Origin of the sequence: Micromonospora sp. WMMB235 (assembly GCF_001855515.1) — a bacterium.
GTDB classification, from domain to species: Bacteria; Actinomycetota; Actinomycetes; order Mycobacteriales; family Micromonosporaceae; genus Micromonospora; species Micromonospora aurantiaca.
On sequence record NZ_MDRX01000001.1, the window covers coordinates 5366451 to 5392056 of the forward strand.

Annotated in this window: 24 protein-coding genes; 12 read left to right on the forward strand and 12 right to left on the reverse strand. The window is 72.3% G+C overall.

The window, feature by feature from the left end; translation table 11 throughout:
• Positions 1-166 precede the first annotated feature (166 nt).
• On the forward strand, positions 167-352 hold the full coding sequence (locus tag BFV98_RS23820; protein WP_013288419.1) for a hypothetical protein: 186 nt from the start codon (positions 167-169) through the stop codon (positions 350-352).
• A gap of 174 nt (positions 353-526) precedes the next feature.
• On the opposite strand, the gene BFV98_RS23825 is transcribed toward BFV98_RS23820, so the two are convergent.
• The 4 genes from BFV98_RS23825 to BFV98_RS23840 are packed head-to-tail and all read right to left on the reverse strand — an operon-like array spanning position 527 to position 3686.
• Positions 527-970, reverse strand: a complete 444-nt coding sequence (locus BFV98_RS23825; protein WP_030273860.1) for an Rrf2 family transcriptional regulator — start codon at positions 968-970, stop codon at positions 527-529.
• 4 nt (positions 971-974) lie between these two features.
• Entirely contained in the window at positions 975-1859 is an 885-nt protein-coding gene (locus BFV98_RS23830) for an ABC transporter permease (RefSeq protein ID WP_013288417.1), read from the reverse strand.
• Positions 1849-2628, reverse strand: coding sequence for an ABC transporter ATP-binding protein (locus BFV98_RS23835; protein WP_013288416.1), 780 nt, complete (start codon positions 2626-2628; stop codon positions 1849-1851). The genes BFV98_RS23830 and BFV98_RS23835 overlap by 11 nt, the downstream gene beginning before the upstream one ends.
• Positions 2625-3686, reverse strand: a complete 1062-nt coding sequence (locus tag BFV98_RS23840) for an ABC transporter substrate-binding protein (RefSeq protein ID WP_030273864.1) — start codon at positions 3684-3686, stop codon at positions 2625-2627. The genes BFV98_RS23835 and BFV98_RS23840 overlap by 4 nt, the downstream gene beginning before the upstream one ends.
• A gap of 148 nt (positions 3687-3834) precedes the next feature.
• Here BFV98_RS23840 and BFV98_RS23845 point away from each other — a divergent pair, with 148 nt between their 5' ends.
• Genes BFV98_RS23845 through nudC form a run of 3 tightly spaced genes read left to right on the forward strand, consistent with a single transcriptional unit; the run spans position 3835 to position 7417 of the window.
• The gene (locus BFV98_RS23845) at positions 3835-5145 is read left to right on the forward strand and encodes a pitrilysin family protein (RefSeq protein ID WP_071097838.1); all 1311 of its coding nucleotides are present in this window, start codon (positions 3835-3837) and stop codon (positions 5143-5145) included.
• On the forward strand, positions 5142-6473 hold the full coding sequence (locus BFV98_RS23850; protein WP_071097840.1) for a pitrilysin family protein: 1332 nt from the start codon (positions 5142-5144) through the stop codon (positions 6471-6473). Before BFV98_RS23845 ends, BFV98_RS23850 begins: the two co-directional genes overlap by 4 nt.
• On the forward strand, positions 6470-7417 hold the full coding sequence (gene nudC, locus BFV98_RS23855) for an NAD(+) diphosphatase (protein WP_071097842.1): 948 nt from the start codon (positions 6470-6472) through the stop codon (positions 7415-7417). The genes BFV98_RS23850 and nudC overlap by 4 nt, the downstream gene beginning before the upstream one ends.
• Positions 7418-8247: 830 nt before the next feature.
• On the opposite strand, the gene BFV98_RS23860 is transcribed toward nudC, so the two are convergent.
• The 3 genes from BFV98_RS23860 to BFV98_RS23870 form a co-directional block, all read right to left on the reverse strand.
• Entirely contained in the window at positions 8248-8517 is a 270-nt protein-coding gene (locus tag BFV98_RS23860; protein ID WP_013288411.1) for a hypothetical protein, read from the reverse strand.
• A 196-nt stretch (positions 8518-8713) separates the two neighbouring features.
• Positions 8714-8953 carry a DUF397 domain-containing protein gene (locus BFV98_RS23865; RefSeq protein ID WP_013475247.1) on the reverse strand — a complete coding sequence of 80 codons (240 nt, stop codon included), beginning with the start codon at positions 8951-8953 and terminating at the stop codon, positions 8714-8716.
• A gap of 71 nt (positions 8954-9024) precedes the next feature.
• Entirely contained in the window at positions 9025-10005 is a 981-nt protein-coding gene (locus BFV98_RS23870; RefSeq protein WP_013288409.1) for a helix-turn-helix transcriptional regulator, read from the reverse strand.
• Between the two features lie 203 nt (positions 10006-10208).
• On the opposite strand from BFV98_RS23870, the gene BFV98_RS23875 reads away from it, so the two are divergent.
• Complete coding sequence (locus tag BFV98_RS23875) at positions 10209-11462, forward strand: MFS transporter (protein ID WP_071097844.1); 1254 nt, start codon at positions 10209-10211, stop codon at positions 11460-11462.
• A 58-nt stretch (positions 11463-11520) separates the two neighbouring features.
• Here the strand turns inward: BFV98_RS23875 and BFV98_RS23880 are convergent, their stop codons facing one another.
• Positions 11521-11763, reverse strand: coding sequence for a mycoredoxin (locus tag BFV98_RS23880; RefSeq protein ID WP_013288407.1), 243 nt, complete (start codon positions 11761-11763; stop codon positions 11521-11523).
• A gap of 91 nt (positions 11764-11854) precedes the next feature.
• On the opposite strand from BFV98_RS23880, the gene BFV98_RS23885 reads away from it, so the two are divergent.
• The 3 genes from BFV98_RS23885 to BFV98_RS23890 all read left to right on the forward strand — a co-directional run bounded on the left by BFV98_RS23885 (position 11855) and on the right by BFV98_RS23890 (position 14862).
• The gene (locus tag BFV98_RS23885) at positions 11855-13978 is read left to right on the forward strand and encodes an ATP-dependent DNA helicase UvrD2 (RefSeq protein WP_013288406.1); all 2124 of its coding nucleotides are present in this window, start codon (positions 11855-11857) and stop codon (positions 13976-13978) included.
• Positions 13979-14107: 129 nt separating this feature from the next.
• Positions 14108-14362 (forward strand): hypothetical protein, encoded by a 255-nt coding sequence (locus BFV98_RS31595; protein WP_013288405.1) that lies wholly within the window; start codon positions 14108-14110, stop codon positions 14360-14362.
• Between the two features lie 134 nt (positions 14363-14496).
• Positions 14497-14862, forward strand: coding sequence for a WhiB family transcriptional regulator (locus BFV98_RS23890; RefSeq protein ID WP_013288404.1), 366 nt, complete (start codon positions 14497-14499; stop codon positions 14860-14862).
• A 346-nt stretch (positions 14863-15208) separates the two neighbouring features.
• On the opposite strand, the gene BFV98_RS23895 is transcribed toward BFV98_RS23890, so the two are convergent.
• The 3 genes from BFV98_RS23895 to BFV98_RS32005 form a co-directional block, all read right to left on the reverse strand.
• Entirely contained in the window at positions 15209-16555 is a 1347-nt protein-coding gene (locus BFV98_RS23895) for an AarF/ABC1/UbiB kinase family protein (RefSeq protein ID WP_013288403.1), read from the reverse strand.
• Positions 16556-16565: 10 nt separating this feature from the next.
• On the reverse strand, positions 16566-17678 hold the full coding sequence (locus BFV98_RS23900) for a hypothetical protein (protein WP_143025352.1): 1113 nt from the start codon (positions 17676-17678) through the stop codon (positions 16566-16568).
• A 178-nt stretch (positions 17679-17856) separates the two neighbouring features.
• Positions 17857-18024 carry a DUF5679 domain-containing protein gene (locus tag BFV98_RS32005; RefSeq protein WP_007464795.1) on the reverse strand — a complete coding sequence of 56 codons (168 nt, stop codon included), beginning with the start codon at positions 18022-18024 and terminating at the stop codon, positions 17857-17859.
• Between the two features lie 473 nt (positions 18025-18497).
• On the opposite strand from BFV98_RS32005, the gene BFV98_RS23905 reads away from it, so the two are divergent.
• Together BFV98_RS23905 and BFV98_RS23910 are read left to right on the forward strand one after the other, a co-directional pair.
• On the forward strand, positions 18498-19019 hold the full coding sequence (locus tag BFV98_RS23905; protein ID WP_013288401.1) for a M48 family metallopeptidase: 522 nt from the start codon (positions 18498-18500) through the stop codon (positions 19017-19019).
• 112 nt (positions 19020-19131) lie between these two features.
• Entirely contained in the window at positions 19132-19767 is a 636-nt protein-coding gene (locus BFV98_RS23910; RefSeq protein ID WP_071097847.1) for a hypothetical protein, read from the forward strand.
• Between the two features lie 245 nt (positions 19768-20012).
• Here BFV98_RS23910 and BFV98_RS23915 read toward each other — a convergent pair whose 3' ends face one another.
• On the reverse strand, positions 20013-21284 hold the full coding sequence (locus BFV98_RS23915; protein WP_082171395.1) for a zinc-dependent metalloprotease: 1272 nt from the start codon (positions 21282-21284) through the stop codon (positions 20013-20015).
• A 115-nt stretch (positions 21285-21399) separates the two neighbouring features.
• Here BFV98_RS23915 and BFV98_RS23920 point away from each other — a divergent pair, with 115 nt between their 5' ends.
• Together BFV98_RS23920 and BFV98_RS23925 are read left to right on the forward strand one after the other, a co-directional pair.
• The gene (locus tag BFV98_RS23920) at positions 21400-22413 is read left to right on the forward strand and encodes a PDZ domain-containing protein (RefSeq protein ID WP_176921720.1); all 1014 of its coding nucleotides are present in this window, start codon (positions 21400-21402) and stop codon (positions 22411-22413) included.
• A 127-nt stretch (positions 22414-22540) separates the two neighbouring features.
• On the forward strand, positions 22541-25531 hold the full coding sequence (locus BFV98_RS23925; RefSeq protein WP_225319643.1) for a UPF0182 family protein: 2991 nt from the start codon (positions 22541-22543) through the stop codon (positions 25529-25531).
• The last annotated feature ends 75 nt before the right edge of the window (positions 25532-25606 follow it).

A 25606-nucleotide genomic window follows, 5' to 3' on the forward strand; every position in this document is an offset into this window, starting at 1 on the left:
GGGCCGCTTCCGAGCGGGCCGCTTCCGAGCGGGCGGAGAGCTCGCTCCTGAGTCGGGAATCAGTCGATGTTCGGTCGGCTGCCCGACTGTGCGACCGGAACCCGACGGTGATGCTGCTGCGCGGGGGACCGGTCGGGGGGTCGGCCGGACGCGGAGGGAGCGGTTCATGGCGGGGGAAGCCGGATCGGGCGGAGCGCGGGAAGTGGTGCTGGTGCTCGCGGTGGCGGGGGCCGGCCTGGCGCTCGCCGCGGTGGCCGCGTTCGGGCCGTGGCAGCCGTCCGACGGCGGCTCGCCGGATCGCGGCGCCGCCCGCAGCTTCACGCCCGGGATGCGCGCCCCGCACACTCAGTAGCCGCCCAGGGCGGACGATGCCGAGATACCGATATGACCCTCAGGCATAAATATGCCCCAGAGTCATATCGGCCGGGAGTCATGCCTCTGCGGCCGACGACCGGCCGGGCGCGTCGCCCTGGGCTTCCGCACAGCGATCATGCGGTCCCGCCGTCGGCCCCGTGACGGACGCGCGTCAGGGCGCCGTGGCCCGGTCGCTCAGCAGATCGGCGAGTGTGGTCCGGTCCACGACCAAGGCGATCGCGCCGTCCACCGCCAGCCACACGTCCCGCAGGCCGGTGGCCACACCGTGGTAGCCGGCCCGGTCGGCGGGAATGCCCCGGACGCTCGTGATCGCGCCGCCTACCGCGCGCAGCACGTCGCCCACGCTGATCTCGTCCGGCGGGCGGGTCAGCGCGTACCCGCCCTCGGTGCCGCGGTGGCTGTGCAGCAGTCCGGCCCGCCGCAGGTCGAGCAGGATCCCCTGAAGGAAGCTGAGCGGGATGTCCTGGCTCTCGGCCAGGCTCGCCGCCTTGACCAGCTCGCCGCCGCCGGCCGCCGGGTCGCCTGTGGTGACGGCGGCGTCGGCGACGGCGAGCATGGCCCGGAGCGCGTAGTCGGCGCGCGCGGAGATGTACACGACGTCAGTTGCCGGCCTGGTCCAGCACGCCCCAGCGGCGGCGGATCGCCTTGTCGGCGGCCCCGAACGCGGTGTCCACGAGCAGGCCCACGACCAGGATGACGATCATGATGGCCATCAGGCGGGGTGCCTCGCTCAGCTCGCGTGCGTACGTGAGCTGAGCGCCGATCGAGGTGCGGGTGGCGATGACCACCAGCAGCTCACCGGCCATCAGGCTGCGCCAGGCGAACGCCCAGCCCTGCTTGAGCCCGGCCACGATGGCGGGGAGCGCGGCCGGCGCGATCACGTACCGGTAGAGGTTGAGCCCACGGGCGCCGAGGTTGCGGCCGGCCCGGACCAGCAGCGGCGGCACGTAGTCCACGCCGTGGATGACGCCGTTGGCGACCGACGGCGCGGCGCCGAGCACCACCACGAAGAAGATCGCCTGCTCGCTGAGCTGGAACAGCAGGATGGCCAGCGGAAACCAGGCGATCGACGGCATGGTCTGCAACGCGGTGATCATCGAGCCGAGCGCGGCCCGGAGCACCTTGACCCGGGCCACGCCCAGGCCGAGCAGCAGGCCGACCGCGACCGCGGCGGCGAACCCGACCGCCGCGCGCCGGGCGGTGGTGGCGAGGCCCTCCCAGAGCGCCGAGCTGAGCAGGTAGTCCCCGAGGTCGCCGAAGACCACCGCCGGGCCGGGCAGCGCCCACGGCTCCTTCCATCCGGACCAGACCACCGCCTGCCAGACGGCGACGGCCAGCGCGAGCGCGGCGAACTTGGGCCAGGTGGCCGACCACAGGCGGCGTACCCGGGACGGGCCCTTCTCCCGGCCGGCGATCTCCAGCGCGTCGAGTCCGGAGATCTCCGCGTCCGTACGCGCCGACCCGGTGAGGGTGTCACTGGCCATGCCGGCCCACCTCCTTGCGCAGCCGGTCGGTGACCTCGGCGGCGATGGCCGAGACCTCCGGCGAGTCGATCCGCCGGGGGCGCGGCACGGCGACCTCGGTGGAGTAGATGATCCGGCCGGGCCGGCTGGAGAGCAGCACGATGCGGTCGGCGAGCCGGGCCGCCTCGCGCACGTTGTGCGTGACGAACAGGACGGTGAGCTTGCGCTCGGTCCAGATCCGCTCCAGCTCGTCGTGCAGGATGTCGCGGGTCATCGCGTCCAGCGCGCCGAACGGCTCGTCCATCAGCAGCACCGGCGTCTCCAGCGCGAGCGTGCGGGCCAGCGCGACCCGCTGCCGCATGCCGCCGGAGAGCTGGTGCGGCCGCTTGCGGCCGAACTCGGACAGGTGGACCGTGCGCAGCAGCTCGGCCACCCGCTCCTTGCGCTGGTCGCGGGGGAGTCCGCGCAGCTTCAGCGGCACCTCGATGTTGCCCTCGACGGTCAGCCACGGGAACAGCGCCGGCTCCTGGAACATCAGTCCCGGGTTGACGCCCTCGCCCAGCTCGATCGCGCCGCCGCTGGCCCGGTCCAGTCCGGCGACCAGGTTGAGCAGCGTGCTCTTGCCGCAGCCGGACGCGCCGACCATGCAGACGAACTCGCCCGGCGCGATGTCCAGCGACAGCCCGTCCAGCGCCAGGACCGCCTGCTCGCCCTGGCCGTACACCTTGGTCACGCCGCGCAGCGCGACCGAGCCGGTCGCGCTGCGCGGGGTCGTGCTCGTCGACGTCACGGCTGGCTGACCTCGGCCTTGCCCTGCGTCTTGAGCACCTCGTTGAGGTACTTCAGGTCGTAGAGGCCGTTCAGGTCGACCGGCTGGGTGAGCCCGACCGCGACCGCGTGGTCCAGGCCGGTCTTCAGCGACGACGGGATCGGGTCGTTGGTGAACTCCAGCGTCGGCCAGGCCTGCTTGATCAGCTTGAGGTCGAGCGGCTTGCCGGTGATCTTGCCGATGTGGTCGGAGATGGCCTGCTGCGCCTCGTCCGGCTTGGTGTTGACGAACTCGTTCGCCGCGACCTGGCCCTCGACCAGCTTCTTCACCACGTCCGGGTGCGCCTTGAGGAACTTGGTGCTGACCAGCAGGTTGGTGATGACGAACTTCTTGTCCGGCCAGAGGTCACGCTCGTCGACGAGCACCTTGCCGCCGGCGTTCACCAGCCGGGAGACGAACGGCTCGGGCACCCAGGCGCCGTCGATGGCGCCGCTGCCGAACGTCTCGACCGTCTGCGCGTTCTCCTGCGGCACGATCTTGACGTCGCCGCCGCCCTCCTTGGTGGTCTCCAGGCCCTTCTCCTTGAGCCAGAAGCGCAGCGCCACGTCCTGGGTGTTGCCGAGCTGCGGGGTGGCGATCTTCTTGCCGCGCAGCTGCTCCACCGAGGTGATGCCGGGCTTGACCACGAGCGCGACGCCGCCGGACGCGGCGCCGGAGATGACCCGGACCGCCTCGCCCTTGGACTTGGAGAAGGCGTTCACTGTCGGGTTCGGGCCGATGTACGTGGCGTCGAGCGCGCCGGAGAAGACGGCCTCGATGGCGGCCGGGCCGGCGTTGAACGTCTTGGTGTCCAGCTCGACGTCGCTGCCGAGCTTCTCCTTGAAGATCCCCTTCTCGACGCCGACCACAGCCGGGGCGTGCGTGATGTTGGGAAAGTAGCCGAGGCGCAGCGTCACCGGGCCGGAACCGGCGGCGGCGTCGCTGTCCTCGCCGCAGGCGGCGGTGGTGCCGAGCGTGGCCGCGCCGAGGGCGGCCAGGGCCGCCAGGGTGGCCAGGCGGCGCAGGGGAAGCCGTCTCATCGAATGTCCAATCCGCAGTATTCCTATTTAGTTGGTAGGAAGAGTGGGGCAAGCGGCCGCCGGCGTCAAGTCCCGTCCCGCGACAGTCCACCGTTCGGCCAGGGCACACCGGCGGTAGAGCCGGTACCGAGGCGCTAGTGTCGATCTCGTGCCGACGCGGAGAGCGAAGATCCCAGCGACGAAGTACCCGGTCGAACGGTTCACCCTCGACAACGGCCTGCGCGTGGTGCTCACGCCGGACCGCAGCGCCCCGGTCATCGGGGTCGCTGTGGTCTACGACGTCGGCATCCGCTCCGAGCCCGAGGGACGCACCGGGTTCGCCCACCTCTTCGAGCACCTGATGTTCCAGGGCTCGGAGAACCTGGAGAAGCTGGCCCACTTCCGGCACGTCCAGGGCGCGGGCGGGACGTTCAACGGCTCCACCCACCTGGACTACACCGACTACTTCGAGACGCTGCCCGCCAACGCACTGGAACGGGCGCTGTTCCTGGAGGCCGACCGGATGCGCGGCCCCCGGCTGACCGAGGAGAACCTGCGCAACCAGGTGGACGTGGTGAAGGAGGAGATCCGGGTCAACGTGCTGAACCGGCCGTACGGCGGGTTCCCCTGGCTGACGCTGCCCCCGGTGATGTTCGACACCTTCCCCAACGCGCACGACGGCTACGGCTCCTTCGTCGACCTGGAGTCGGCCACCGTGTCCGACGCCGCCGACTTCTTCCGCCGCTACTACGCCAGCGGCAACGCGGTGCTCGCGGTCAGCGGCGACATCGACGTGGCCGAGGCGACCACGCTCATCGAGCGGCACTTCGGGGACGTGCCGGCCCGGCCCGCCCCGCAGCGGCCCGACTTCGCCGAGCCCGACCTGACCGCCGAGCGGCGCAGCACGTACACCGACGCGCTGGCCCCGCTCCCGGCGGTGGCCGGCGCGTGGCGGGTGCCCGACCCGATCAGTGACTTCGCCGGCTACCTGCCCTACGTGGTGCTGGCCGAGGTGCTCACCGACGGCGACGCCTCCCGGCTGGTCGAGCGGCTGGTGCAGCGCGACCGGTCGGTCACCGGCCTCGGCGGGTACCTCGGCTTCATGGGCGACCCGTTCGACGTGCGCGACCCCACCGCGCTGCTGCTCCAGGCCCACCTGCCGCCCGGCGGCGACGTGGACAAGGTGCTGCGCACCGTCGACGAGGAACTGGACCGGCTGGCGGCCGACGGGCTGACCGACGGGGAGCTGGCGCGTACCCAGGCGCGGATGGCCACCCACCTGCTGCGCGACACGGATGCGGTGCTCGGCCGCGCGTTGCGGATGGCGGTGCTGGAACAGCAGCGGGGCGAACCCGACCTGCTCAACGACCTGCCCCGGCTGGTCGGCGAGGTGACCGAGGAACAGGTCCGCGCCGCCGCCGCCACCCTGCGGCCCGAGCGCCGTGCGGCAGTCGAGGTCGTTCCCGGAGGTGCCCGATGACCACCACCACCACCGTCCGGCCGCTGCCGGCGCTGCGCCCGAACCGCCGCCTCAAGGTGCCCAAGCAGGCCGAGCGCACGCTCCGCAACGGCCTCACCGTGATCGCGGTACGCCGCTCCTCCGTACCGCTCGTCGAGCTGCGACTGTGGATGCCGTTCGGGCGCACCCACCTGGCCCGCGGCGCGATGCTGGCGCAGACCATGCTCTCCGGCACCGAGGCGCACAGCGCCACCGAACTGGCGGCCGAGTTGCAGAAGGTCGGCGGCGGGCTGACCGCCGGTCTCGACCCGGACCGGCTGATGCTCTCCGGCGCGGGCCTGGTCACCGGCCTGGACCGGATGCTGGAGCTGCTCGCCGAGGTGCTCACCGGTGCGACCTACCCCGCGGACTGGGTGGAGACCGAGCGGGACCGGCTGGTCGACCGCATCCAGGTCGCCCAGAGCCAGCCGTCGCACCTGGCCCGGACCGCGCTGCTCAAGCGGGTGTACGGCCGGCACCCGTACGCGGTGCAGACGCCCGACCCGGACCAGGTGCGGGCGGTCCGCCCGGCCGCGTTGCGGCGGCTGCACGCCGAGCGGGTGCATCCGGCCGGTGCAGTGCTGGTGCTCGTCGGCGACGTGGCGCCGGACCGGGCGCTGGACGCGGCCGAGCAGGCGTTGTCCGGGTGGCGCGGTGACGGCCACGTCGCCGAACTGCCTCCCGCGCCGCCGCTGGAACCCGGGCCGCTGCTGCTCGTCGACCGGCCCGGATCGGTGCAGTCCTCGGTACGACTCGCGCTGCCGGCCGTGCCCCGCACCCACCCGGACCACGCCGCGTTGCAGCTCGCCAACCTGATCTTCGGCGGCTACTTCTCCTCCCGCTGGGTGGAGAACATCCGCGAGGACAAGGGCTACACGTACGGGCCGCACTCGCTCGTGGAGCACTCGGTGGCCGGTTCGCTGCTCGTCGCCGGCGCCGAGGTGGCCACCGAGGTGACAGCGGCGGCCCTGGTGGAGACGAACTACGAGCTGGGCCGCCTGGCGACGGTGCCGCCGAAGGCCGACGAGCTGGAGCAGGCCCGCCAGTACGCGCTCGGCACGCTCCAGCTCGGCATGTCCACCCAGGCCGGTCTCGCGTCGCTGACCAGCGCGTACGCCGGCAACGGGCTGCGGCTGGACTTCCTCGCCGAGCACGCCGCCCGGCTGGCCGCCGCGACGGTGGACGACGTGGCCGAGGTGGCTGCCCGCTACCTGGCCCCGGCCCGCGCGGTCACAGTCGTGCTCGGCGACGCCGAACGGGTGGCCGACTCGCTCGCCGCGCTGACACCGGTGCGTACGGAATCGGCATGAGCGGCGAATCCGACCCGCCGCTGGCCCGGTCGACGCTCGACCGGGCCGCGCACCGGCGCACCGATCCGGCCTGGCTGACCGAGGCGTGGGAACGGGCCCGGGTGCTGGTGCTGGATTCCACCGCCGAGGGGCGGGCGCTGGTCCGGGGCGCGTCTACCCCGCCGGAGCTGGTCCTGGTCGGCCCCGGTGAGCTGCCCGAGGTGCCCCGGTCGGTGCCGATGTTCCTCGGCGTCGAGCCGGACGGCGTACCCGTGTTCGCGGTGGACGGGCCGCTGCCGGCGCTGCCGGACACCCGCCCGGCTCACCTGCGCGAGGTCGGCCACCTGATGACCGACCGGGACGCGGGCCTGTTCAGCACCGCGCTGGCGCTGCTCAACTGGCACCTGCGGCACGGCTACTCGTCGACGACCGGCAAGGCGACGAGCGCCGACGAGGCCGGCTGGTCGCGGATCGACCCGGACGGCGGCCGGGTCTGGCCGCGTACCGATCCGGCCATGATCGTGCTGGTGCACGACGGTGTGGACGGCCCGGACGGCCGTTGCCTGCTCGGCAACAACGCGGCCTGGCCGCGCACCCCGGGACAGCGCCGCTACTCCTGCCTGGCCGGATACGTCGAGCCCGGCGAGTCGGCCGAGGCCGCCGTGCTGCGCGAGGTCCGCGAGGAGGTGGGCGTCCCGGTCGAGGAGATCGCGTACGTGGGCAGCCAGTCCTGGCCGTTCCCCGGCTCGCTGATGCTCGGCTTCCTGGCACGTGCCGACGCGGACGCGCCGATCCGGGTCGACCTGGCCGAGATCGCGCACGCGCGCTGGTTCACCCGCCGGGAGATCGGCGCGGCGCTGGCGGGCGAGCCGGTGCCGGTGGGCGGGGGAGACCGGCTGGTCCTGCCGCCGCCGTCGTCGATCGCGTTGTTCCTGGTGCACCGCTGGCTCGACGGCCACTGCTGACCCGGCCCGGCCCTCGTCGGTTGGCGTGTTCGGTTGGTGCGGCGGCGCCGGTTCGGGGATGTGGTGTGGTCCAGGCCGGTCGATTACCGCCACTTCGCCGAGCTGGCGGGGTGGGGGTGGGTGGGATGCCGTCACTTCGCCGAGCTGGCGGGTCGGCCGGGTTTCGGCGGTTGCGCTTCCGCGCCGCCCGGGTTCGACCTGTCGCTGCGGGTCGCCGAACTGACCGCCACCGGGGGTGCGTGCGGCGGGACTCGGGGTCGGGTTGGCGGGTTTCGGGCTGGTGGGTGGCACCAGTCCGGGGAAGTGGTGTGGTCCAGGCCGGTGGGATACAGCCACCTCCCCGGACTTGCGGGGTGGGGTGGGTGGGATGCCGTCACTTCGCCGAACTGGCGAGTTCGTTGGGTCGGGTTGGCGGGTTCGGCTGGCGGGGCGGCGCCAGTTCGGGGAAGTGGCGTGGTCGAGGGCGGTCGGTTACCGCCACTTCGCCGAGCTGGTGGGTCGGCCGGGTTTCGGTGGTCGTGCCACCGGGGGGGGGGTGCGTGCGGCGGGACTCGCGGTCGGGTTGGCGGGTTTCGGCTGGTGGGTGGCACCAGCTCGGGGAAGTGGTGTGGTCGAGGGCGGTGGGATGCAGCCACCTCCCCGAACTGGCGAGGCCGGGCGGACCTGGGCCGGGCGGACCTGGGCCGGGTGGAACGGGGGTGGGGCGCGGCCCCGACCCGGACCGTCGTTGCCGCGACGGTCGCGGGCCGGGAACACGTGCCGTCGAGGCCGGGTGAGGCGGGTGAACGGCGGGGGAGGCCGGTCCGGCCACGACGGACGTCAGCGTCCGGTCATCCACCGTCCCAGCGGTACGGGTGCCCGGGAGCGGATTCCTCGATCGGCAGCACCTTGACCCGGTGCCGGCCCGTGCGTACCGCACCGACGGCGGACAGTGCGCGGGCGAGCAGGAGTGCGGCGTCCCGGTCCTCGGCGTGGACGACCTGGCGGCGGGGCTCCGGCGTGCTCGTCTCGTCCCGCAGGCGGCCCCCGCCGGCCCAGGCGGCGGCGATGTCGGCGTCGGCGGCGGTACGGATCTCGGTGCGGACGATCAGGAACCGCATGGTGTCCCCCGGACAATCGGCGGTTACACGCTGGAACTTCCACGTCACTCCCGCGTCATGTTACGCCGATGTGACAGCCCGGCAAGGGGAACGCGCCAGCTCGACCGATCGGGGGATCCCAGGTCAGCACCGTTGTCGGGGGTGGACGCGCGAAGGGCCGCCGGCGCACGCCGACGGCCCTCCGGGGATCGCCGGATCAGTCCAGATCGAACTGACCGCTCTTCGTTCCGGCGAGGAAGCCGAGCCATCCGGCCCGGTCGAACAGCAGGACCGGTCCGCTCGGGTCCTTGCTGTCCCGCAGCGCCACTGTGGCCGGCCCGGAGTCGAGCGGCGCGACCTCCACGCAGTTGGAGGTCTGGCTGCGGGTGCTCTTGCGCCAGGCGGCGCCGGCGAGCCGTCCCGAGCGGGCGGTCGTGCTGGTGTGGATCTCGTTCATGGTGCTTGCTCCTGGTGAGGTGCTCCGATGGGTCCGAGCGACGCCGGAGCGCGGGCGGTGTCCGTGCCGGATCACCGTTCCGTGGTGAGGCGCCCCGAGTCCCGGCGTCGCTGGGCCGGCGCCGTTGCCGGCCCGTACGCCACCGTGGACTCGACTGCCGTGCCGGTCAGCCGTCCCGTCGCCTCGATCAACCAGGAGAGGGTGTCCGATGCGGAGAGCGCCGACGAGCATAGCCACTCGAACACCACTTTATAGCGATTTAGGGTGTTTACCTCGGTCGACATGACGTCGGTGAACCCACCTTCGATGGCGAGTGTCTCCGGATCGAGGGGATCGGCGAACCGGTAGACCGAGAACGCGGTCGGCGGAAGGTACCAGTCACCGACCCGGGTGTCCCGCAGCAGCAGGCGCAGCGTCACGTTCGGCAGCAGCGCCATCTCGCACAGGTGGACGAGCTGCTCGTGCAGCACCTCCGGTGGCCCGGCACGGCGGCCGAGCGCCGCCTCCTCCAGCACCGCCGTGTAGCGGGGCACGTCGGGGGAGCGGGTCAGCAGCGACTGGCGGGCCTGCCGCGCGCGTACCTCGGTCTCGGGATCCTCGGTCTCCGGGTCGCCGGCCTCGGCGGCGACCTGCGCGGCGGACATGATCCGGTGCCGGGCGTACCCGGGCGTCTGCAGCAGCCCCGGCACCAGCACCGGGTTGTACTCGGAGATCTCCGCGCAACCGGCCTCCAGCTCGGCGAAGGCGCGCTGCTGCTGGGTCATCACCGGGAAGTTGCGCAGCCAGCCGCGCATGTCACCGGCCTCGTGGGTGATCCCGGTCAGTTCCGCGCGCTGCTCCTCGTCGGCGCCGTAGAGCGTCAGCAACACGTCCACGTCGTCCGGGTCGGGACGGCTGCGGCCGTTCTCCAGACGGGACAACTTGGATGCGGAGGCCCAGCCGATCCGCTCGATGACCTGGTCACCGGTCAGACCGGCCTGTTCGCGGAGCCGACGCAGCTCGATGCCGAGTCGACGACGGCGCAGAATCGGGCCTGGTACGGCAGGAGGCACGGCGTCCTCTTTCCCGTCGACCGTCGCTTGACGCGACGGTAACTGTATGAAATTCGCCCCCCACGGTCAGTATGGACGGCGCGACCGGCGTCGGAGGTTCCGGCAAGGGCGTGTCACGAGACAAAAAGAGGACCGTGGAGGGTGTCTTCACCAGCGCCCGCCCCCGACGCGCCCTGGTGGCGCACCCCTGCCGGAGGGAACCGATGCGCACCGTCCTGCGCCGCCCCGACTTCCGTCTCCTGTTCGCCGCGCTCGTCGCGAGCATGGCGGCGGAGTCGGTCCTGCTGCTCGCCCTGGCCGTCTGGGTCAAGGATCTGACCGGTTCGGACAGCATGGCCGGGGCGACCATCTTCGCGGTCATCGCGCCGATGACGCTCGCCCCGCTGGTCGGCTGGGTGGTCGACCGCTACCGGAGGCGTCAGTTCTTCATCGCCGCCAACCTGGTCGCGGCAGTGCTGCTCGGTCCGCTGCTCACGGTCCGGGACCGGTCCGACGTCTGGGTGATCTACGTGGTCGCCGCGCTCTACGGACTCTCGTACATCACCCTCACCGCCGTGCTCAACGGACTGATCCGGCATCTGGTTCCGCCCGATCTGCTCGCCGACGCGAACGGGCTGCTCCAGACCGTCCGGCAGGGTCTGCGGCTGATCGGGCCGCTGGCCGGGGCCGGTGTCTACGCCGCAGTCGGCGGCTGGCTGCTGGTCCTGCTGGCCATGACCGGCTTCCTCGTCGCGGCGGCGGTGGTCGGGCGGCTGCGCGTGGAGGAGAGCACGCCGTCGCGGCCGGGTCGGCGCGGGCCGTCCGAACTGGGCGCGGGGCTGCGGCACCTGACCGGCGAGCCGGCGCTGCGCCGGGCGCTGCTCGGGTACGGGCTCGGCTCGCTGGTGATGGGCTTCACCGAGTCGCTGATCTTCGCGTACGTCGATCTGGGCCTGCACCGCGACGCCGCGTTCGTCGGCGTGCTGGTCATGGTGCAGGGCGTCGGCGGGCTGGTCGGCGGCCTGTTCTCGGCCGCCGTGGTCCGCCGGTTCGGCGAGGTCGGCGCGCTCGCCGCGGGCGTGACGTTCTTCGGGCCGGCCGCGCTGGCGCTCGCGTACCCCCGGTTGTGGCTCGGGGTGGTGGCGCTGCTGCTGGCCGGCCTCTCGCTGCCGCTGACCATGGTGGGGTTGAACACGCTGATCCAGCGGCGGACGCCGCCGCGGCTGCTGGGGCGGGTCACCGCCGCGTCCGAGGCGCTGGTCAGCGGCCCGCAGGCGCTCTCCATCGGCACCGGCGCGCTGCTCGTCGGCGTGTTCGACTACCGGCTGCTGTTCGCACTCGTCGGTGCGGTCACCACGGCGGCCGGCCTCTACCTGTGGCGGGGGCGCGGGCTGACCATGCCGGTCGCCGGACCGGTGGGGATCCCGGCGCCCCGGAAGCCGGCCGACGACGGGGTGCTCAGCCGCGGTGGTTCCTGAACGACGGCGAGCGGCCGCACCCGGATCGGGTGCGGCCGCTCGTGGCGTCGCGGGCGGATCAGCCGGGCAGCGCGGCCAGGTGCTGCTTGACCTGGGTGATCGAAGGGTTGGTCAGGGCGCTGCCGTCGGCGAAGCGCAGCGTCGGGACGGTCTGGTTACCGCCGTTGACGCCCATCACGAAGTCCGCGGCCGTCGGGTCCTGCTCGATGTCGACCACCTCGTACGCGATGCCCTCCCGGTCGAGCTGCGACTTCAGCCGGTGGCAGTAGCCGCACCACGGGGTGGAATACATCGTCAGCATGGTCTGGTCCTCCAAGGGGTGGCTCGCGCCCGGTCCGATCAGGCCAGGCTAACCGCTGCAACGTCACACGATGCTGGGATGATTCCCTGCTGTGGGCGTTCACTCAGCGGCGGAACGGGTGCTGGCCGGGCTGGATCCGGAGCAGCGGTCCGCGGTGACCGCTCCGGCCGGTCCGGTCTGCATCCTGGCCGGCGCCGGCACCGGCAAGACCCGGGCGGTGACCTCGCGAATCGCGTACCGGGCGCTGACCGGGGACATCGCCGGCCGGCATGTGCTGGCGGTCACGTTCACCGCCCGCGCCGCCGCCGAGATGCGCAGCCGTCTCGGCGTGCTCGGGGTGCAGGGTGTGCAGGCGCGCACGTTCCACGCCGCGGCGCTGCGGCAGGTCCGCTACTTCGCGCCCCGGCTGCTGGCCGGCCGGGCCATGCCGGAGCTGCTGGACAGCAAGGTGCGGGTGGTCACGCTCGCCGCCGCCAAGGTCGGCCTGCGCGCCGACCGGGCCGCCGCGCGGGACCTGTCCGCCGAGATCGAGTGGGCCAAGTCGTCGCTGGTCGAGCCCGGGGAGTACGTCGTCGCCGCGGCCAAGGCGCTGCGCGAGACGCCGTACGAGCCGGCCCGGGTGGCCGACGTGTTCGACGCGTACGAGCGGCTCAAGCGCGGCAACGGGGTGATCGACTTCGAGGACATGCTGCGCGCCGCGGTCTGGGGCATCGAGGAGCACCCGGACGTGGCCGAGCAGGTGCGCAACCAGTACCGGCACTTCGTGGTCGACGAGTACCAGGACGTCAACCCGCTCCAGCAGCGGCTGCTGGAGGCGTGGCTGGGCGGCCGGGACGACCTCACAGTGGTCGGCGACGCCAGCCAGACCATCTACTCGTTCACCGGCGCCACCTCGTCGTACCTGGTCGACTTCCCCCGCCTGCACCGCGGCGCGACAGTCGTCCGGCTGGTCCGCGACTACCGCTCCACCCCGCAGGTGGTCGGGCTCGCCAACGCGGTGATCTCGCAGGCCCGGGGCACCGAGGCGCGGCTACGGCTGGAGCTGCACGGCCAGCGCCGGCCCGGCCCGGAACCGGAACTGCGGATCTTCACCGACGAGCCGGCCGAGGCGAACGCGGTCGCGGCCCGCTGCCGGGCGCTCGTGGCGGGCGGCACCCCGGCGCGGGAGATCGCGGTGCTGTTCCGCACCAACGCGCAGTCCGAGGCGTACGAGAAGGCGCTCTCCGAGGCCGGGGTGCCGTACGTGCTCCAGGGTGCGGAGCGGTTCTTCGAGCGGCCCGAGGTGCGCCAGGCGATGATCGCGTTGCGCGCCGCCACCCGGTCGGCCGACGCGGGAACCCCGCTGCCGGCCGCCGTGGTCGAGGCGCTCACCGCCGTCGGCTGGGCGCCCGACGCGCCCCCGCCCGGCGGCGCCGCACGGGAGCGGTGGGAGGCGCTCGCCGCGCTGGTCCAGCTCGCCGAGGAGTACGCGGCGCAGGCCGAGGAGGAACCGGGCCTGACCGGGTTCACCGAGGAACTCGCCCGGCGGGCCGCCCAGCAGCACGTGCCCACAGTCGAGGGGGTGACGCTCGCGTCGCTGCACTCGGCGAAAGGGCTGGAGTGGGACGCGGTGTTCCTGGTCGGGCTGGCCGAGGGAACGCTGCCCACCACGTACGCGAAGACCATGGAGCAGGTCGAGGAGGAACGGCGGCTGCTCTACGTCGGGATCACCCGGGCCCGGGAGTGGCTCTGGCTGTCGTACGCCACCGCGCGCTCGCCGGGTGGGCGGGCCCGGCGGCCCTCGCGGTTCCTGCCGCAGCTCGACCGGTCCGGCGGCGGGGAGCGGGCCGGCGGCGGCGGGCCGGCGCGGCGGGCCGAGCGGCGCCGGCCGCAGGTGGTCTCGTGCCGGATCTGCGGTGCCACGCTGCTCGCCGGCGCGGACCGCAAACTGGGCCGCTGCCCGACCTGCCCGTCGGACATCGACGAGGAGTTGTACGAGCGGCTGCGCGAGTGGCGGCAGCGGGTGGCGGGCGCGCAGAAGGTGCCGGCGTACGTGGTCTTCACCGACGCCACGCTCACCGCGCTGGCCGAGCGGAAGCCCGGCCGCACCGAGGAACTGGTGGCGATCGCCGGGATCGGGCCCCGAAAAGTCGGGCTTTACGGGGATACGGTGCTCGCCCTGGTGGCGGGCGCCACGGTGGACGAGGTCTGCCCACAGAAAACTTCTGAAAACTAGCCGTAAATCGTTTGCCCTCCCCCGAGGGCTAGGAATAGCCTCATGACACACCTCGCGAGCGGCGCCGTTCTGGCTGCTCAAAGGGGATGAGTCCACGGTCGGCACGAGGAGAGTAGGGAGGTGGCACCAATGAAGATCTTCACCTATGAGCGTCTTGCGGCGATGCCGTCTGCCGTCGCTCCGCTGTCGGCTGTCCGGGTGGCCCTCGCCGCTCGACCGTCGGCTCCGCAGGTGCACCAGGTCCCGGTTCAGGCCGAGCTGAACCTGACCGTTGCGCCGATCGCCGGAGTCGAGGGGACCAGTGGCTTCGCGGGCAAGGGCATCGATGGCGCCAAGAAGCGCACGGATGTCCGCGGTGTTCCACCTCGAGGTAGACCGGTCTGATCCATCAGACCACCGGCTCACCTCGAGGCCGCGGAACCCGCATACCGGGATCCGCGGCCTCAGTTTTTTTTGTCCCGCCGAAGTACGTCGGAATGCGATCCACGAGATCGAAGTGAGAGAGAGGTGACCGGAGGATGAGTCTGGCGTTGGCCCCCCTCGACGTGAGCGTCGACGTGGAGGCGAACCTGCCCTGCCGGAAGTTCGACCCCGACCTGTGGTTCTCCGACTCGCCCGCCGAGCTCGAGCTGGCCAAGTCGCTCTGCGGGGACTGCCCGCTGCGCGTCGAGTGCCTGGCCGGGGCGGTGGAGCGAGCCGAGCCCTGGGGCGTCTGGGGCGGCGAGATCTTCGAGCGTGGCGCGGTCGTCCCGCGCAAGCGGCCCCGTGGCCGTCCGCGCAAGGAGGACCTCGCCCGTGACGCGCAGCTCCGGGTCGAGGCGGAGGCGCGACTGGCGGCCAGCGGGCTGTCCGAGTCGCGTAGCTCCGTCCGGCTGGCAGCCTGACAAACCTACGTTCCGAAACCGACCGATGCCGGTGTCCCTCCACCGGCCGACTTGAGAGAGAAACCCTGATGCTGAACCTGCCGAACGGATTCGAGATGCAACTACTCCACGAAGCGTTGTCCAGGGCCCGAATGCGCCGGCCTCAGGCCGGTCGCACCACCACGAGCACTGAGGCAACCCGTTCCGCCCGTACCGTCGCCATGCGGGGTCGCAGCCAGTCGGCCCGCGACCTGGGCGTTCTGTAGAACGATCGCGTGAGGAAGGGGCGGTGACCGACAGGTCACCGCCCCTTCGCCGTGCCCGCTCGCCGACCGCGCGCTCGCTGGCCCGCCTCTGGTCGGCTTGCTCAGACCACCGGCGCGAAGCCTGGTAGCCAGCGTTCCAGGATCGACCGGTAGGACGCCTTCGCCTCCAACTGGCAGAGCACCCCGATCGAACCCAGCGTGACCCGGTGGATCATCAGGTACGACGGGGGCAGGTTGAGCTGCCGGCTGAGCTGGTAGGCGGGGGAGCGAGGGCTGGCCAGCCGGGTCGCCTCGCCGCGCAGCCAGGCCCGGGTGAAGCGGAACTCCTCCGCGGCGATCGGCTCCAGCATCGGACGCAGGAAGTCGAGCACCGCCGGGGCGTCGATCGACTCGGTGCGGCTGACGAAGCCCTCGGCGCGCAGCCCTTCCACCACCGCGTCGGCGTCCCCGCGCAGCGCCAGTGCTGCGATCCGGCCGATCGGCTCGGGCGTGCCCTGCGGCATCCGGGCCACCGCTCCGAAGTCGATCACGCCGAGCCGGCCGTCCGGGAGCAGCCGGAAGTTGCCCGGGTGCGGGTCGGCGTGCAGCAGCCCGGCCCGCTCCGGCGCGGACAGGTGCAGCTCGGCCATCAGTCGGCCGGCCTCGTTCCGCTGCTCCTCGGTGCCCTCCCGGATGATCTGGGACAGCGGAATGCCTTCCACCCACTCGGTGATCAGCACCCGCGGCGCGGCGTCGAGCACCTCCGGGATGAAGATGTCCGGGTCGTCGGCGTACGCGGCGGCGAACGCCCGCTGCGACTCCGCCTCCAGCTCGTAGTCCAGCTCCTCGGTGATGCGCTCGCGCAGCTCGGCCAGGAGCGGCTTCACGTCCAGCCCCGGCTGGATGGCCCGGAACATGCCGCCGAGCCGGGAGAGCTGCTTGAGGTCGGCGAGCAGGGCGTCACCCGCCCCCGGGTACTGGATCTTCACGGCCACGTCCCGGTGCTGGGGGCCGCCGTTCGGCCCGTACCCCGGGTCGCGCCAGACCGCGCGGTGCACCTGGCCGATGCTCGCCGCGGCGGCCGGGGTGTCGTCGAACTCGACGAACCGGTCGCGCCAGTCCGGGCCGAGCTGCTCGGCGAGCACCTTGTGCACTGTCGCCGCAGGCAGCGGCGGCGCAGCCTCCTGGAGCTTGGTCAGCGCCTGCCGGTAGGGCGCGGCGACCTCCTCGGGCAGCGCCGCCTCGAACACCGACAGGGCCTGGCCGAACTTCATCGCCCCGCCCTTGAGCTGCCCGAGCACGCTGAACAACTGCTCGGCGGTGCGCTGCTGGATTTCGGCGGAGATGACGTCGGACGCGAGGCCGGTCACCCGCTTGCCCATGCCGAGGACGGTTCGACCGGCGAACCCGAGCGGCAGGGCGGCGAGTTTGGCGGTGCGGGACACGGCCCGGCGCGGGATGTCGGTCACCCGGCCATTGTTACCGACGCGGGGCCTCCGCTGCTGCCGTGCGGCGGGTAGTGGCCGGGGCCGACCGGATCGGGCGACGCCGGCAGCAACCGCAGGAGGGGTGTGGGGGCCACCGTCGGTAGCGGACGCGACCCGGACCCCGGACCTCCACCGCGCCGCCGAGCGTCTCCGGCTGGGCGCCGTCGAGCTGGGCCAGCACCTCGGCCGTGGCGAAGGCCGCCGCGGCGAGCCCGGTGGCGGCGGCGCAGGCCCGCGCACCCCGGTCGGCGGCGAGCTGGGCGGCGAGCGCGGGCCAGTCCGGATCCCGGTCGCCGCGGTGCAGGTCGAGGCAGCGCAGGCAGGGACCGGCGGGCGGGCGGACCAGCGGACCGACCACCGGTACGCCGCCGCGCAGGTCGAGCAGCAGATGGGGCTGACGCCGGCGGGCGTACCCGGTGGCCAGCAGCTCGGCCGGACGGTCGACGCCGAGCTGCACCACCAGGTCCGGCCGGGCCGCCCGGGACGGGCCGGTGACAGTTCCGGGCGCGCATCGTTCCAGCGCCGCGCGTACCGCCGGGGCCAGCGGACGGCCCAGCTCCGCGGCGGTCAGGCCGGTCCCGACCAGGTCACCCGCGCCGACCGGGCCGGCCAGATCGGGTACGACGTGCCCGACCCCGGCCTGGGCCAGCGCGACGGCGACCGCTGCGCCGAGGCGTCCCGTACCGGTGACCAGCACCCGGGCGGCACGGCGGCGGCGCAGCAGCCGGGCCGGTGTGCCGGGCAGGTCGGGCGACGCGAGCGCCAGTGCGGCAGCCTCGGCGGCCAGCCGGGCCCGGGCCGCTCCGGCCAGCTCGCGGGGGAGCAGTGCCTGTGCCGGCACCACCAGCCCGGCGTCCCGGAGCGTGTCGAGCAGGGCACGTGCCTCGTCAGGCGGGACTCGCGCGGCGCCCGCCCCGGCCAGCACGGCGCGTTCGCTGCGGGTGCCGTCGAGCAGGTCGAGCAGGCGGGCCGTTCCCGGCGAGGACATCTCCAGCAGCACCGCGCGGCCGGGCGGCTCGCCCAGCTGGAGCGTGTGCCGGTCGCGCCAGAGCCGGGTCAGGCCGGGCAGCAGGACGGGACGGACGAGCGGTGTCGGATCGGTCACGCCACTGATCGTGACCGTCTCCACGCGCTCCGTCGCTCGTTGTCCACAGGTGCGGCGAGCCGTGGCCAGCGTTGTCCACAGGATCTCGCCGGTTTTCCACAACCAGCCGGTAACTGTGTCGGCTACACGACGGAGGAGGACGGCCGACGGCCGTCCTCCTCCGTTTCTGCCGTACGGGTCAGACCTTGGCCTTGCCCAGGATGCGGTTCACTGTTGTGCCGCACACCGGGCACTTGCCCTTGGCCATGTTCATGCCGGTCTTCGAGACCTCCACGTGCCCCTCGAAGTCCCGCTTCTCCTTGCACTTCACGCAGTAACCGTTGTAGGTCTGGGCCTGGTCGGCCACGGTAGCCTCCTCGTCTCGTCCGCCGGAGGTGTCCCGGCGGGTCTCCCTGCGGCGGCCCACGCGTGGCACCGGCGCCGGGGGTTCTCCGCGGTCAGTCACCTGACCGTGGTTGGCGGACCCTACCCAGGTCTGGGCGGTTCCATGTCAGCTGTACGCCGACTCTGTGAGCAAGTCGACGTCGAGAGTGTGCATGCCGAGTAACGTCGGATAAGTCAGTTTCGCGCGGACACGCCGGATGAATGCACCCAGATCCGCTTCGCGCGGCCCTCCGACAGTCACCCGTCGTAGATCACTTAACGTGAACAGAGCCGGTCAGGTGATGGTCAGCTACCGTCGCAAAGAATTTTTTCCGGACTCCTGACAATCAACCGCCACTTTCCGGGCGCGTGTCGTCGTGTTGACTCTTGCGGAGTCCTGGTCAGTACGCATTAGCTTTCCATCGTGACAGTCAACCGAGGCTGCGCGGACCGGTAATGGCCGTGACGCGGAAGCCCGTCGTCGAGGTGCGGCGCAGCCAGCGTCGGCGGCGCACGGTGTCCGCGTACCGGGACGGTGAGCGCGTCGTCGTGCTGATCCCCGACCAGTTCTCCCGGGCCGAGGAGAGCGAGTGGGTCGACCGGATGCTCGCCCGGCTCGCCGCCCGCGAGGGCCGGCTGGCCCGCTCGGATGCCGAACTGCTCGCCCGCGCCACCCGACTGATCGACCTCTACCTGCCCGAACACGGGTCGGCTGCCGCGCCGGCCAGCGTCCGCTGGGTGACCAACCAGAACGGCCGCTGGGGCTCCTGTACGCCCGCCGACCGCACCATCCGGATCTCGCACCGGGTCCAGGACATGCCCGACTGGGTGATCGACTACGTGCTGCTGCACGAGCTGGCGCACCTCATCGTGCCCAGCCACAACGCCGACTTCTGGGCGCTGGTCGCCCGCTACCCGAGGTCGGAGCGCGCCCGCGGCTACCTGGAGGGCGTGGCCGCCACCGCCGCCATCCCCTGACCACCGCCCATCGCGGTCGATCATGAAGTTGGTCTGGCGTTTCGTCCGCTTCGTCACCGCCAACCTCATGATCGTGAACGGACGCGGGTGGGGCGGGGGTTAAGGTCGGCGAATGTCGCGACGTGTGGTGGTGGCGCTGCTCGGCCCGGTGACCTGGACGCCGCCCGGAATCGATCCGGCGCGATGGCGTACCGCGCTCGCCGAGGACGTGGTGGACCTGCTCGCCACGTTGAACGAGGTGGAGACCGCGGTGGCGGTCACCAGCCGGGACCGATGGCTGGCCGACGCCGTGGTCTGGCCCGGCACCCAGGTGTACGAGGTGCCCGAGCCCACGCCGAACGCGGTGTTCGCGGCGCTGGCCGGTGACCGGGCGGCCCGCGATGGCGGGGCGGCCGGCTACGACCAGGTGGCAGTGGTGGCGGCGGACGCGCCGGACGTGCCCGGTCTGACGCTCGGCAAGCTGCTCCGGCCGCTCACCACCCGGCCGGTGGCGGTGGCCCCGGTCGAGGGGAGCGGAACCGGGCTGCTGGGAGTGGCGGCGCGACTGCCCGTACCGGCGTGGCTGCCGGCGCTGGACCTGGACACCACCGCGCCGGCCGAGGTGCGACGGGCGGCACCGAGCCCGGGCGACGTGGCGGTCACCGCCGGCTGGCACCGGATGCGCGGCCCGGCTGACCTGGCCGCACTCGATCCGGCCGTCGAGGGCTGGGAGGCGACGCGCGCCCTGCTGTCCGGCCGCCCCGTCTAGACCTTCCGCCACCCCGCCGCCTCCGCGCCCGCCCTGCCCGCACCGCGCTGCCCGCATGGCCGCCCTGCCGCCGATTCGCCGATCTTGGAGTTGTGGCACCTCACAGAAGCCGCACTCGGGACATCCTGGGCGCCACAAGTCCAAGATCGACGGTGAGATGGGCGGGGCGCGGCGAGGGCGGGGCGGGGGCGGGAACGCGGACGGGGCCCGCACGGTGAACCGTGCGGGCCCCGCTCGCGTACGTGTCAGTGCTTGTCGTCGTCCTCGCCCGGGGACTTCTCCTCCGGGGCGCCGGGGGCGGAGAAGTCGAAGTTCGCCAGTTCGTCGTCGAGGTCGGTGCTCGTCGTGGCGAACGCCTCCGGGGCGGCGAAGTCGTCGTCGGAGGGCAGCAGGTCCGGGTGGCCCCAGACCGCGTCCCGGCCGGCGATGCCGCGGTGCTCGGTCAGCGCCGCCCACAGCACCGTCGCCTCACGCAGGCGGCGGGGCCGCAGTTCGAGGCCGACCAGCGCGGCGAACGTCTGCTCGGCCGGGCCACCCGCGGCGCGGCGGCGGCGGAACGCCTCGCCGAGGCGTACGACGTTGGGGAGGCGGTCACCGGCGGCGCTGTCGACGACGTGGCAGACCCAGCCCTCGACCAGGGCGAGCACGGTCTCCAGCCGGGCCAGCGACGCCTTCTGCGCGGGCGTGTCCTCGGGCGTGAAGATGCCCTCCAGGGCGATCGCCTGCATCGACTCCGGGTCGGTCGGGTCGACCCGGCCCATCGCCTCCTCGATCGCCTCCCGGTTGACCCGGATGCCCGCGGCGTAGTTCTCCACCGCCGTCAGCACGTGCCCGCGCAGCCACGGCACGTGCTGGAACAACCGCTGGTGGGCGGCCTCGCGCAGGGCCACGTAGAGGCGTACCTCGTCCTCGGGCAGCTCCAGGCCCTCGCCGTACACCTTGATGTTGGCGGGGACGAGCGCGGCGGTGCCGGCGGGGCCGAGCGGCAGGCCGATGTCACCGGCGGAGAGCACCTCGGCGGCGAGCGAGCCGAGCGCCTGGCCGAGCTGGCCGCCGAAGAGGGCGCCGCCGAGCGTGGCGACCATCGACTGCATCGGGCCGAGCTGGGCGCGGGCCTCCGGCGGCACCAGGTCGCCCATCGCGCCGACCATCCGGCTGGCCACCGGGTCGCAGAGCTTGCGCCACACGTCGAGCGTCTTGAAGATCCACTCGTTGCGGTTCCAGGCGACCGAGGTGCGGATGCCGGAGGGCCACGAGGTCGCCGGCTCCAGCCAGAGGTCGGCGATGCGCAGCGCCTCCTCGACCGCGTTGCGTTCGAACGGCGACACCGCCGGGTCGCCGGCGGCGGCGAGCTGGCTGGCGGCTACCTGCCGGGCGAGGTCCCAGTTGACCGGCCCGCTGCCCGGCGCCGAGAGCAGGTGCTGCAACTGCGACATGAACTGCTGCATCGCCGCGGGATCGTTGGGGTCCGGTGGTTGACCACCCGGGAGCGCGAAGCCGAACGGAATATCAGGCACGACGTCTACGGTACGCGGGGCCCGCCGCAGGTCGTGCCACTCGGCGTTGCGCTGAGGGCGAAGTCCGCCGGTCACCGCGCCGGATGGCACGGTACGGATCGGTACGCTCTGGCCCATGAGACGTCGCGGCGTGACCGTCCTCCTCGGTGCCCTGCTCACCGCCCTGCTCAGCGTCGGCGTGCTGAGCGTGCCGCTGCCGTACGTGGTGCTCGGCCCCGGTCCGACGGTGAACACGCTGGGCAGTGAGGACGGCAAGGAGGTCATCCAGGTGACCGGCCGCGCGACGTCCACCTCCGCCGGTCAGCTCCGGCTCACCACTGTCGGTGTGCAGCCGACCGTGCGGCTGCGGTCGGCGCTGGCCGGATGGTTCTCCTCGGACGAGGCGGTGGTGCCGCGGGAGCTGGTCTATCCGCCGGGGGAGTCGCAGGAAGAGGTCGAGAAGCGCAACGCGGAGGACTTCCAGAACTCGCAGACCAGCGCCGAGACGGCGGCGCTGCGCGAGCTGGGTTACCCGATCAAGGTGCTGGTCAAGGCGGTCACGCCGGGCGGCCCGTCGGTCGACGTGCTGCGCCCCGACGACGTGGTCACGTCGGTCGACGGGGTGCCGGTGACGAGCGCGGCCAAGCTCACCGAGCTGATCCGGGCGAAGCCCGCGGGCACCGCGCTGAAGATCGGCTACACCCGGGGTGACACACCGGGTACGGCGACGGTGACCAGCCGAGAGCAGGACGGCCGCCCGCGCATCGGTGTGGAGATCGACCAGCAGCAGCCGCACCCGTTCACCCTGAAGATCGACCTGGGTGACATCGGCGGGCCGAGCGCCGGGCTGATGTTCTCGCTCGGCATCATCGACAAGCTGGAGCCGGCCGACCTCACCGGCGGGAAGATCATCGCCGGTACCGGCACCATCGACGACGAGGGTCGCGTCGGTCCGATCGGCGGCATCGCGCAGAAGCTGGTCGGCGCCAAGGACGCGGGCGCGAAGGCGTTCCTGGTGCCCGCCGACAACTGCGCCGAGGCGGTCCGCAACCCGCAGCCGGGACTGCCGCTGCTGAGGGTCGCCACGCTGGGTGAGGCATTGAAGGCACTCGAGACGCTGCGCGCCGGGGGACAGCCGACGCGCTGCTGAGGCGGGCCGGGCGGCGGCCGGCGGGCGGATCGTGACGTGACCTTGACCCGACGTGCTCAGGAACACCCCGTACTCTTGGTGCCTGGTCGGAGCCGATCACATCGAGCGTGCGGAGCCAACAGTGGTCATGCGTAGCAGTCCCTTACCGAGGATGAGCCGGCGCGGACGCGTCACCATCGGTGTCCTGATCGGGGTGTTCATCTTGTTCACCCTCCTCGGGTGGGGCGTCAACGCCTGGACCGACTGGCTCTGGTTCGACGAGGTCCGCTACACCCAGGTCTTCACCGGCGTGCTCGCCACCCGCCTGCTGCTGTTCCTCGTGGTCGGCGTCGGCATGGCGCTGCTCGTCGGCGGCAACCTCTGGCTGGCCCACCGGCTGCGGCCCAAGATGCGTCCGCACTCGGCCGAGCAGGCCACGCTGGAGCGCTACCGGATGCTGCTGAGCCCGCGGCTCGGCACCTGGATCGCGCTCGCCGCCGCCGTCGTCGGGCTGTTCGCCGGCCTCTCCGCGCAGAGCCGCTGGGGTCAGTGGCTGCTGTTCCGCAACGGCGGCGACTTCGGCGTGAAGGACCCGGAGTTCGGCGTCGACGTCGGCTTCTACGTCTTCCAGCTCCCGTTCTGGCGCTACCTGCTCGGCGTCGGCTTCACAGTCGTGGTGCTGTCGCTGCTCGGCGCGCTGGCGGTGCACTACATCTTCGGCGGCGTGCGCCTCCAGGGCGTCGGCGACCGGATGACGAACGCCGCCCGCGCCCACCTCAGCACGCTGGTAGCCGTGTTCGTGCTGCTCAAGGCCGTCGCCTACGTGCTGGACCGGCGGGCCATGCTGCTGGAGTACAACGAGGGCGCCAAGCTCTACGGCGCCGGCTACGCCGACGTGAACGCGCTGCTCCCGGCGAAGGAGATCCTCGCCTGGATCTCCGTCCTGGTGGCGCTGGCGATCATCGTGTTCTCCAACGCCGTCATGCGGAACCTGGTCTGGCCGGGCATCTCGCTGGCCCTGCTGGGCGTCTCCGCGGTGGCGATCGGCGGCATCTACCCGTGGGCCGTGCAGACGTTCGAGGTCAAGCCGAGCGCCCGGGACAAGGAGGCGCCGTACATCGAACGCAGCATCAAGGCCACCCGCACCGCGTTCAGCCTCGACGGCACGAAGACCACACCGTACGCGGCCAGCAACCTCGTTCCACCCGCCAGCCTGGCCACCGACACGTCAGTGGTGTCGAACATCCGGCTGCTCGACCCGCAGCTGGTCTCCGAGACGTACACGCAGCTCCAGCAGGTCCGCGGCTTCTACGACTTCGGCTCGAAGCTGGACATCGACAGGTACTCGGTCAAGGACAAGACCTCCGACTACGTGGTCGGCGTCCGTGAGATCAACTACGGCGAGCTGACCGACCAGCAGAGCAACTGGATCAACCGCCACACCGTCTACACCCACGGGTACGGCCTGGTGGCCGCCCCGGCGAACCAGGTGGTCTGCGGCGGCCAGCCGTACTTCGTCTCCGGCTTCCTCGGCGACAAGGCACAGGAGGCGTGCTCCGCGCCGGCCGAGGAGATCCCGGCCCAGCAGCCGCGGATCTACTACGGCGAGCGGATGGAGCCGGACGACTACGCGATCGTCGGGCAGACCGGCGAGCGCAACGTCGAGTTCGACCGGCCCACCTCCACCGGCGGCGAGCAGTACTACACCTACACCGGTGAGGGCGGCGTCAAGATCGGCTCGTTCCCGCGCCGGCTGCTCTACGCGATCAAGGAGCAGGAGTCGAACTTCCTGCTCTCCGAGGCGGTCAACGAGAACTCGAAGCTGCTGTACGTGCGTAACCCGCGCGACCGGGTGGAGAAGGTCGCGCCGTTCCTCACGCTCGACGGCGACCCGTACCCGGCGGTGGTCGACGGGCGCGTCCTGTGGATCATCGACGGCTACACCACGGCCGCGACCTACCCGTACGCCGAGCGGGTCAACCTCCAGGCCGAGACCGCCGACGAGCTGACCGGCCGGGGCACGTTCCAGCTCGCCCGGGAGAACGTCAACTACATCCGCAACTCGGTGAAGGCGACTGTCGACGCGTACGACGGCACGGTCAAGCTCTACTCGTACGACGACACCGACCCGGTGCTCAAGGCGTGGAACAAGGCGTTCGGCGGCGACCTGGTGCTGCCCAAGGGCGACATCCCGGCCGAGCTGGCCGAGCACTTCCGCTACCCGGCCGACCTGTTCAAGGTGCAGCGCAACCTGCTGACCAAGTTCCACGTCACCGACCCCGGCGACTTCTACTCCGGCCAGGACTTCTGGCAGGTGCCGAACGTGCCGGACGCGCCGGACAGCGGGCAGAAGCAGCCGCCGTACTACCTGTTCACCCAGTTCCCCGGGCAGGACGGTCCACGCTTCCAGCTGACCTCGGCGGTCACCCCGAACGGGCGGCAGAACCTCGCCGCGCTGGTCTCCGGGTCGTACGTCGACGGGCAGCCGAAGCTGGAGGTGCTGGAGCTGCCGGACCAGACCCGGATCTCCGGGCCGACGCAGGTGCACCAGCAGATGACCAACAACGGTGACATCCGGCAGCAGCTCAACCTGCTCTCGTCCAACCAGGCGCAGGTGCAGTACGGCAACCTGCTCTCGCTGCCGTTCGCCGACGGCATGCTCTACGTCGAGCCGGTGTACGTGAAGAGCAGCAGCCAGGACGCGTACCCGCTGTTGCAGAAGGTGCTGCTCTCCTACGGTGACGGCGGCTCGTACGTGGTGCTCGCCAACAACCTCAGCGACGGCATCAAACAGCTCGTCGAGCAGGGCAAGCGGGCGCCGAACAACAACCCGCCGCCCAGCACCGACGACAACCCCACGCCGCCGCCCACCGGGGGCGACAACAACAACACGCCGCCGCCGATGAGCGGGGAGCTGGCCCAGGCGGCCGCCCGGGTGCAGACCGCGATCGCCGAGGTCAAGGCCGCGCAGACGTCCGGCGACTTCGAGCGGTACGGGCGTGCGCTGAAGGCGCTGGACGAGGCGATGAGCGCGTTCCAGCAGGCCCAGGCCGCGGCGAACGGCTCGGGCAACCCGGCGCCGTCGGGCAGCGTCTCGCCACCGGCGCCGACGTCGCCCGCGCCGACACCGGGCGGCTGACGCCGAGCTGACACCACGAGCCCGTGGTCCGGGACCGCAACGGTCACCCGGGCCACGGGCTCGTGTCGTGAAGCG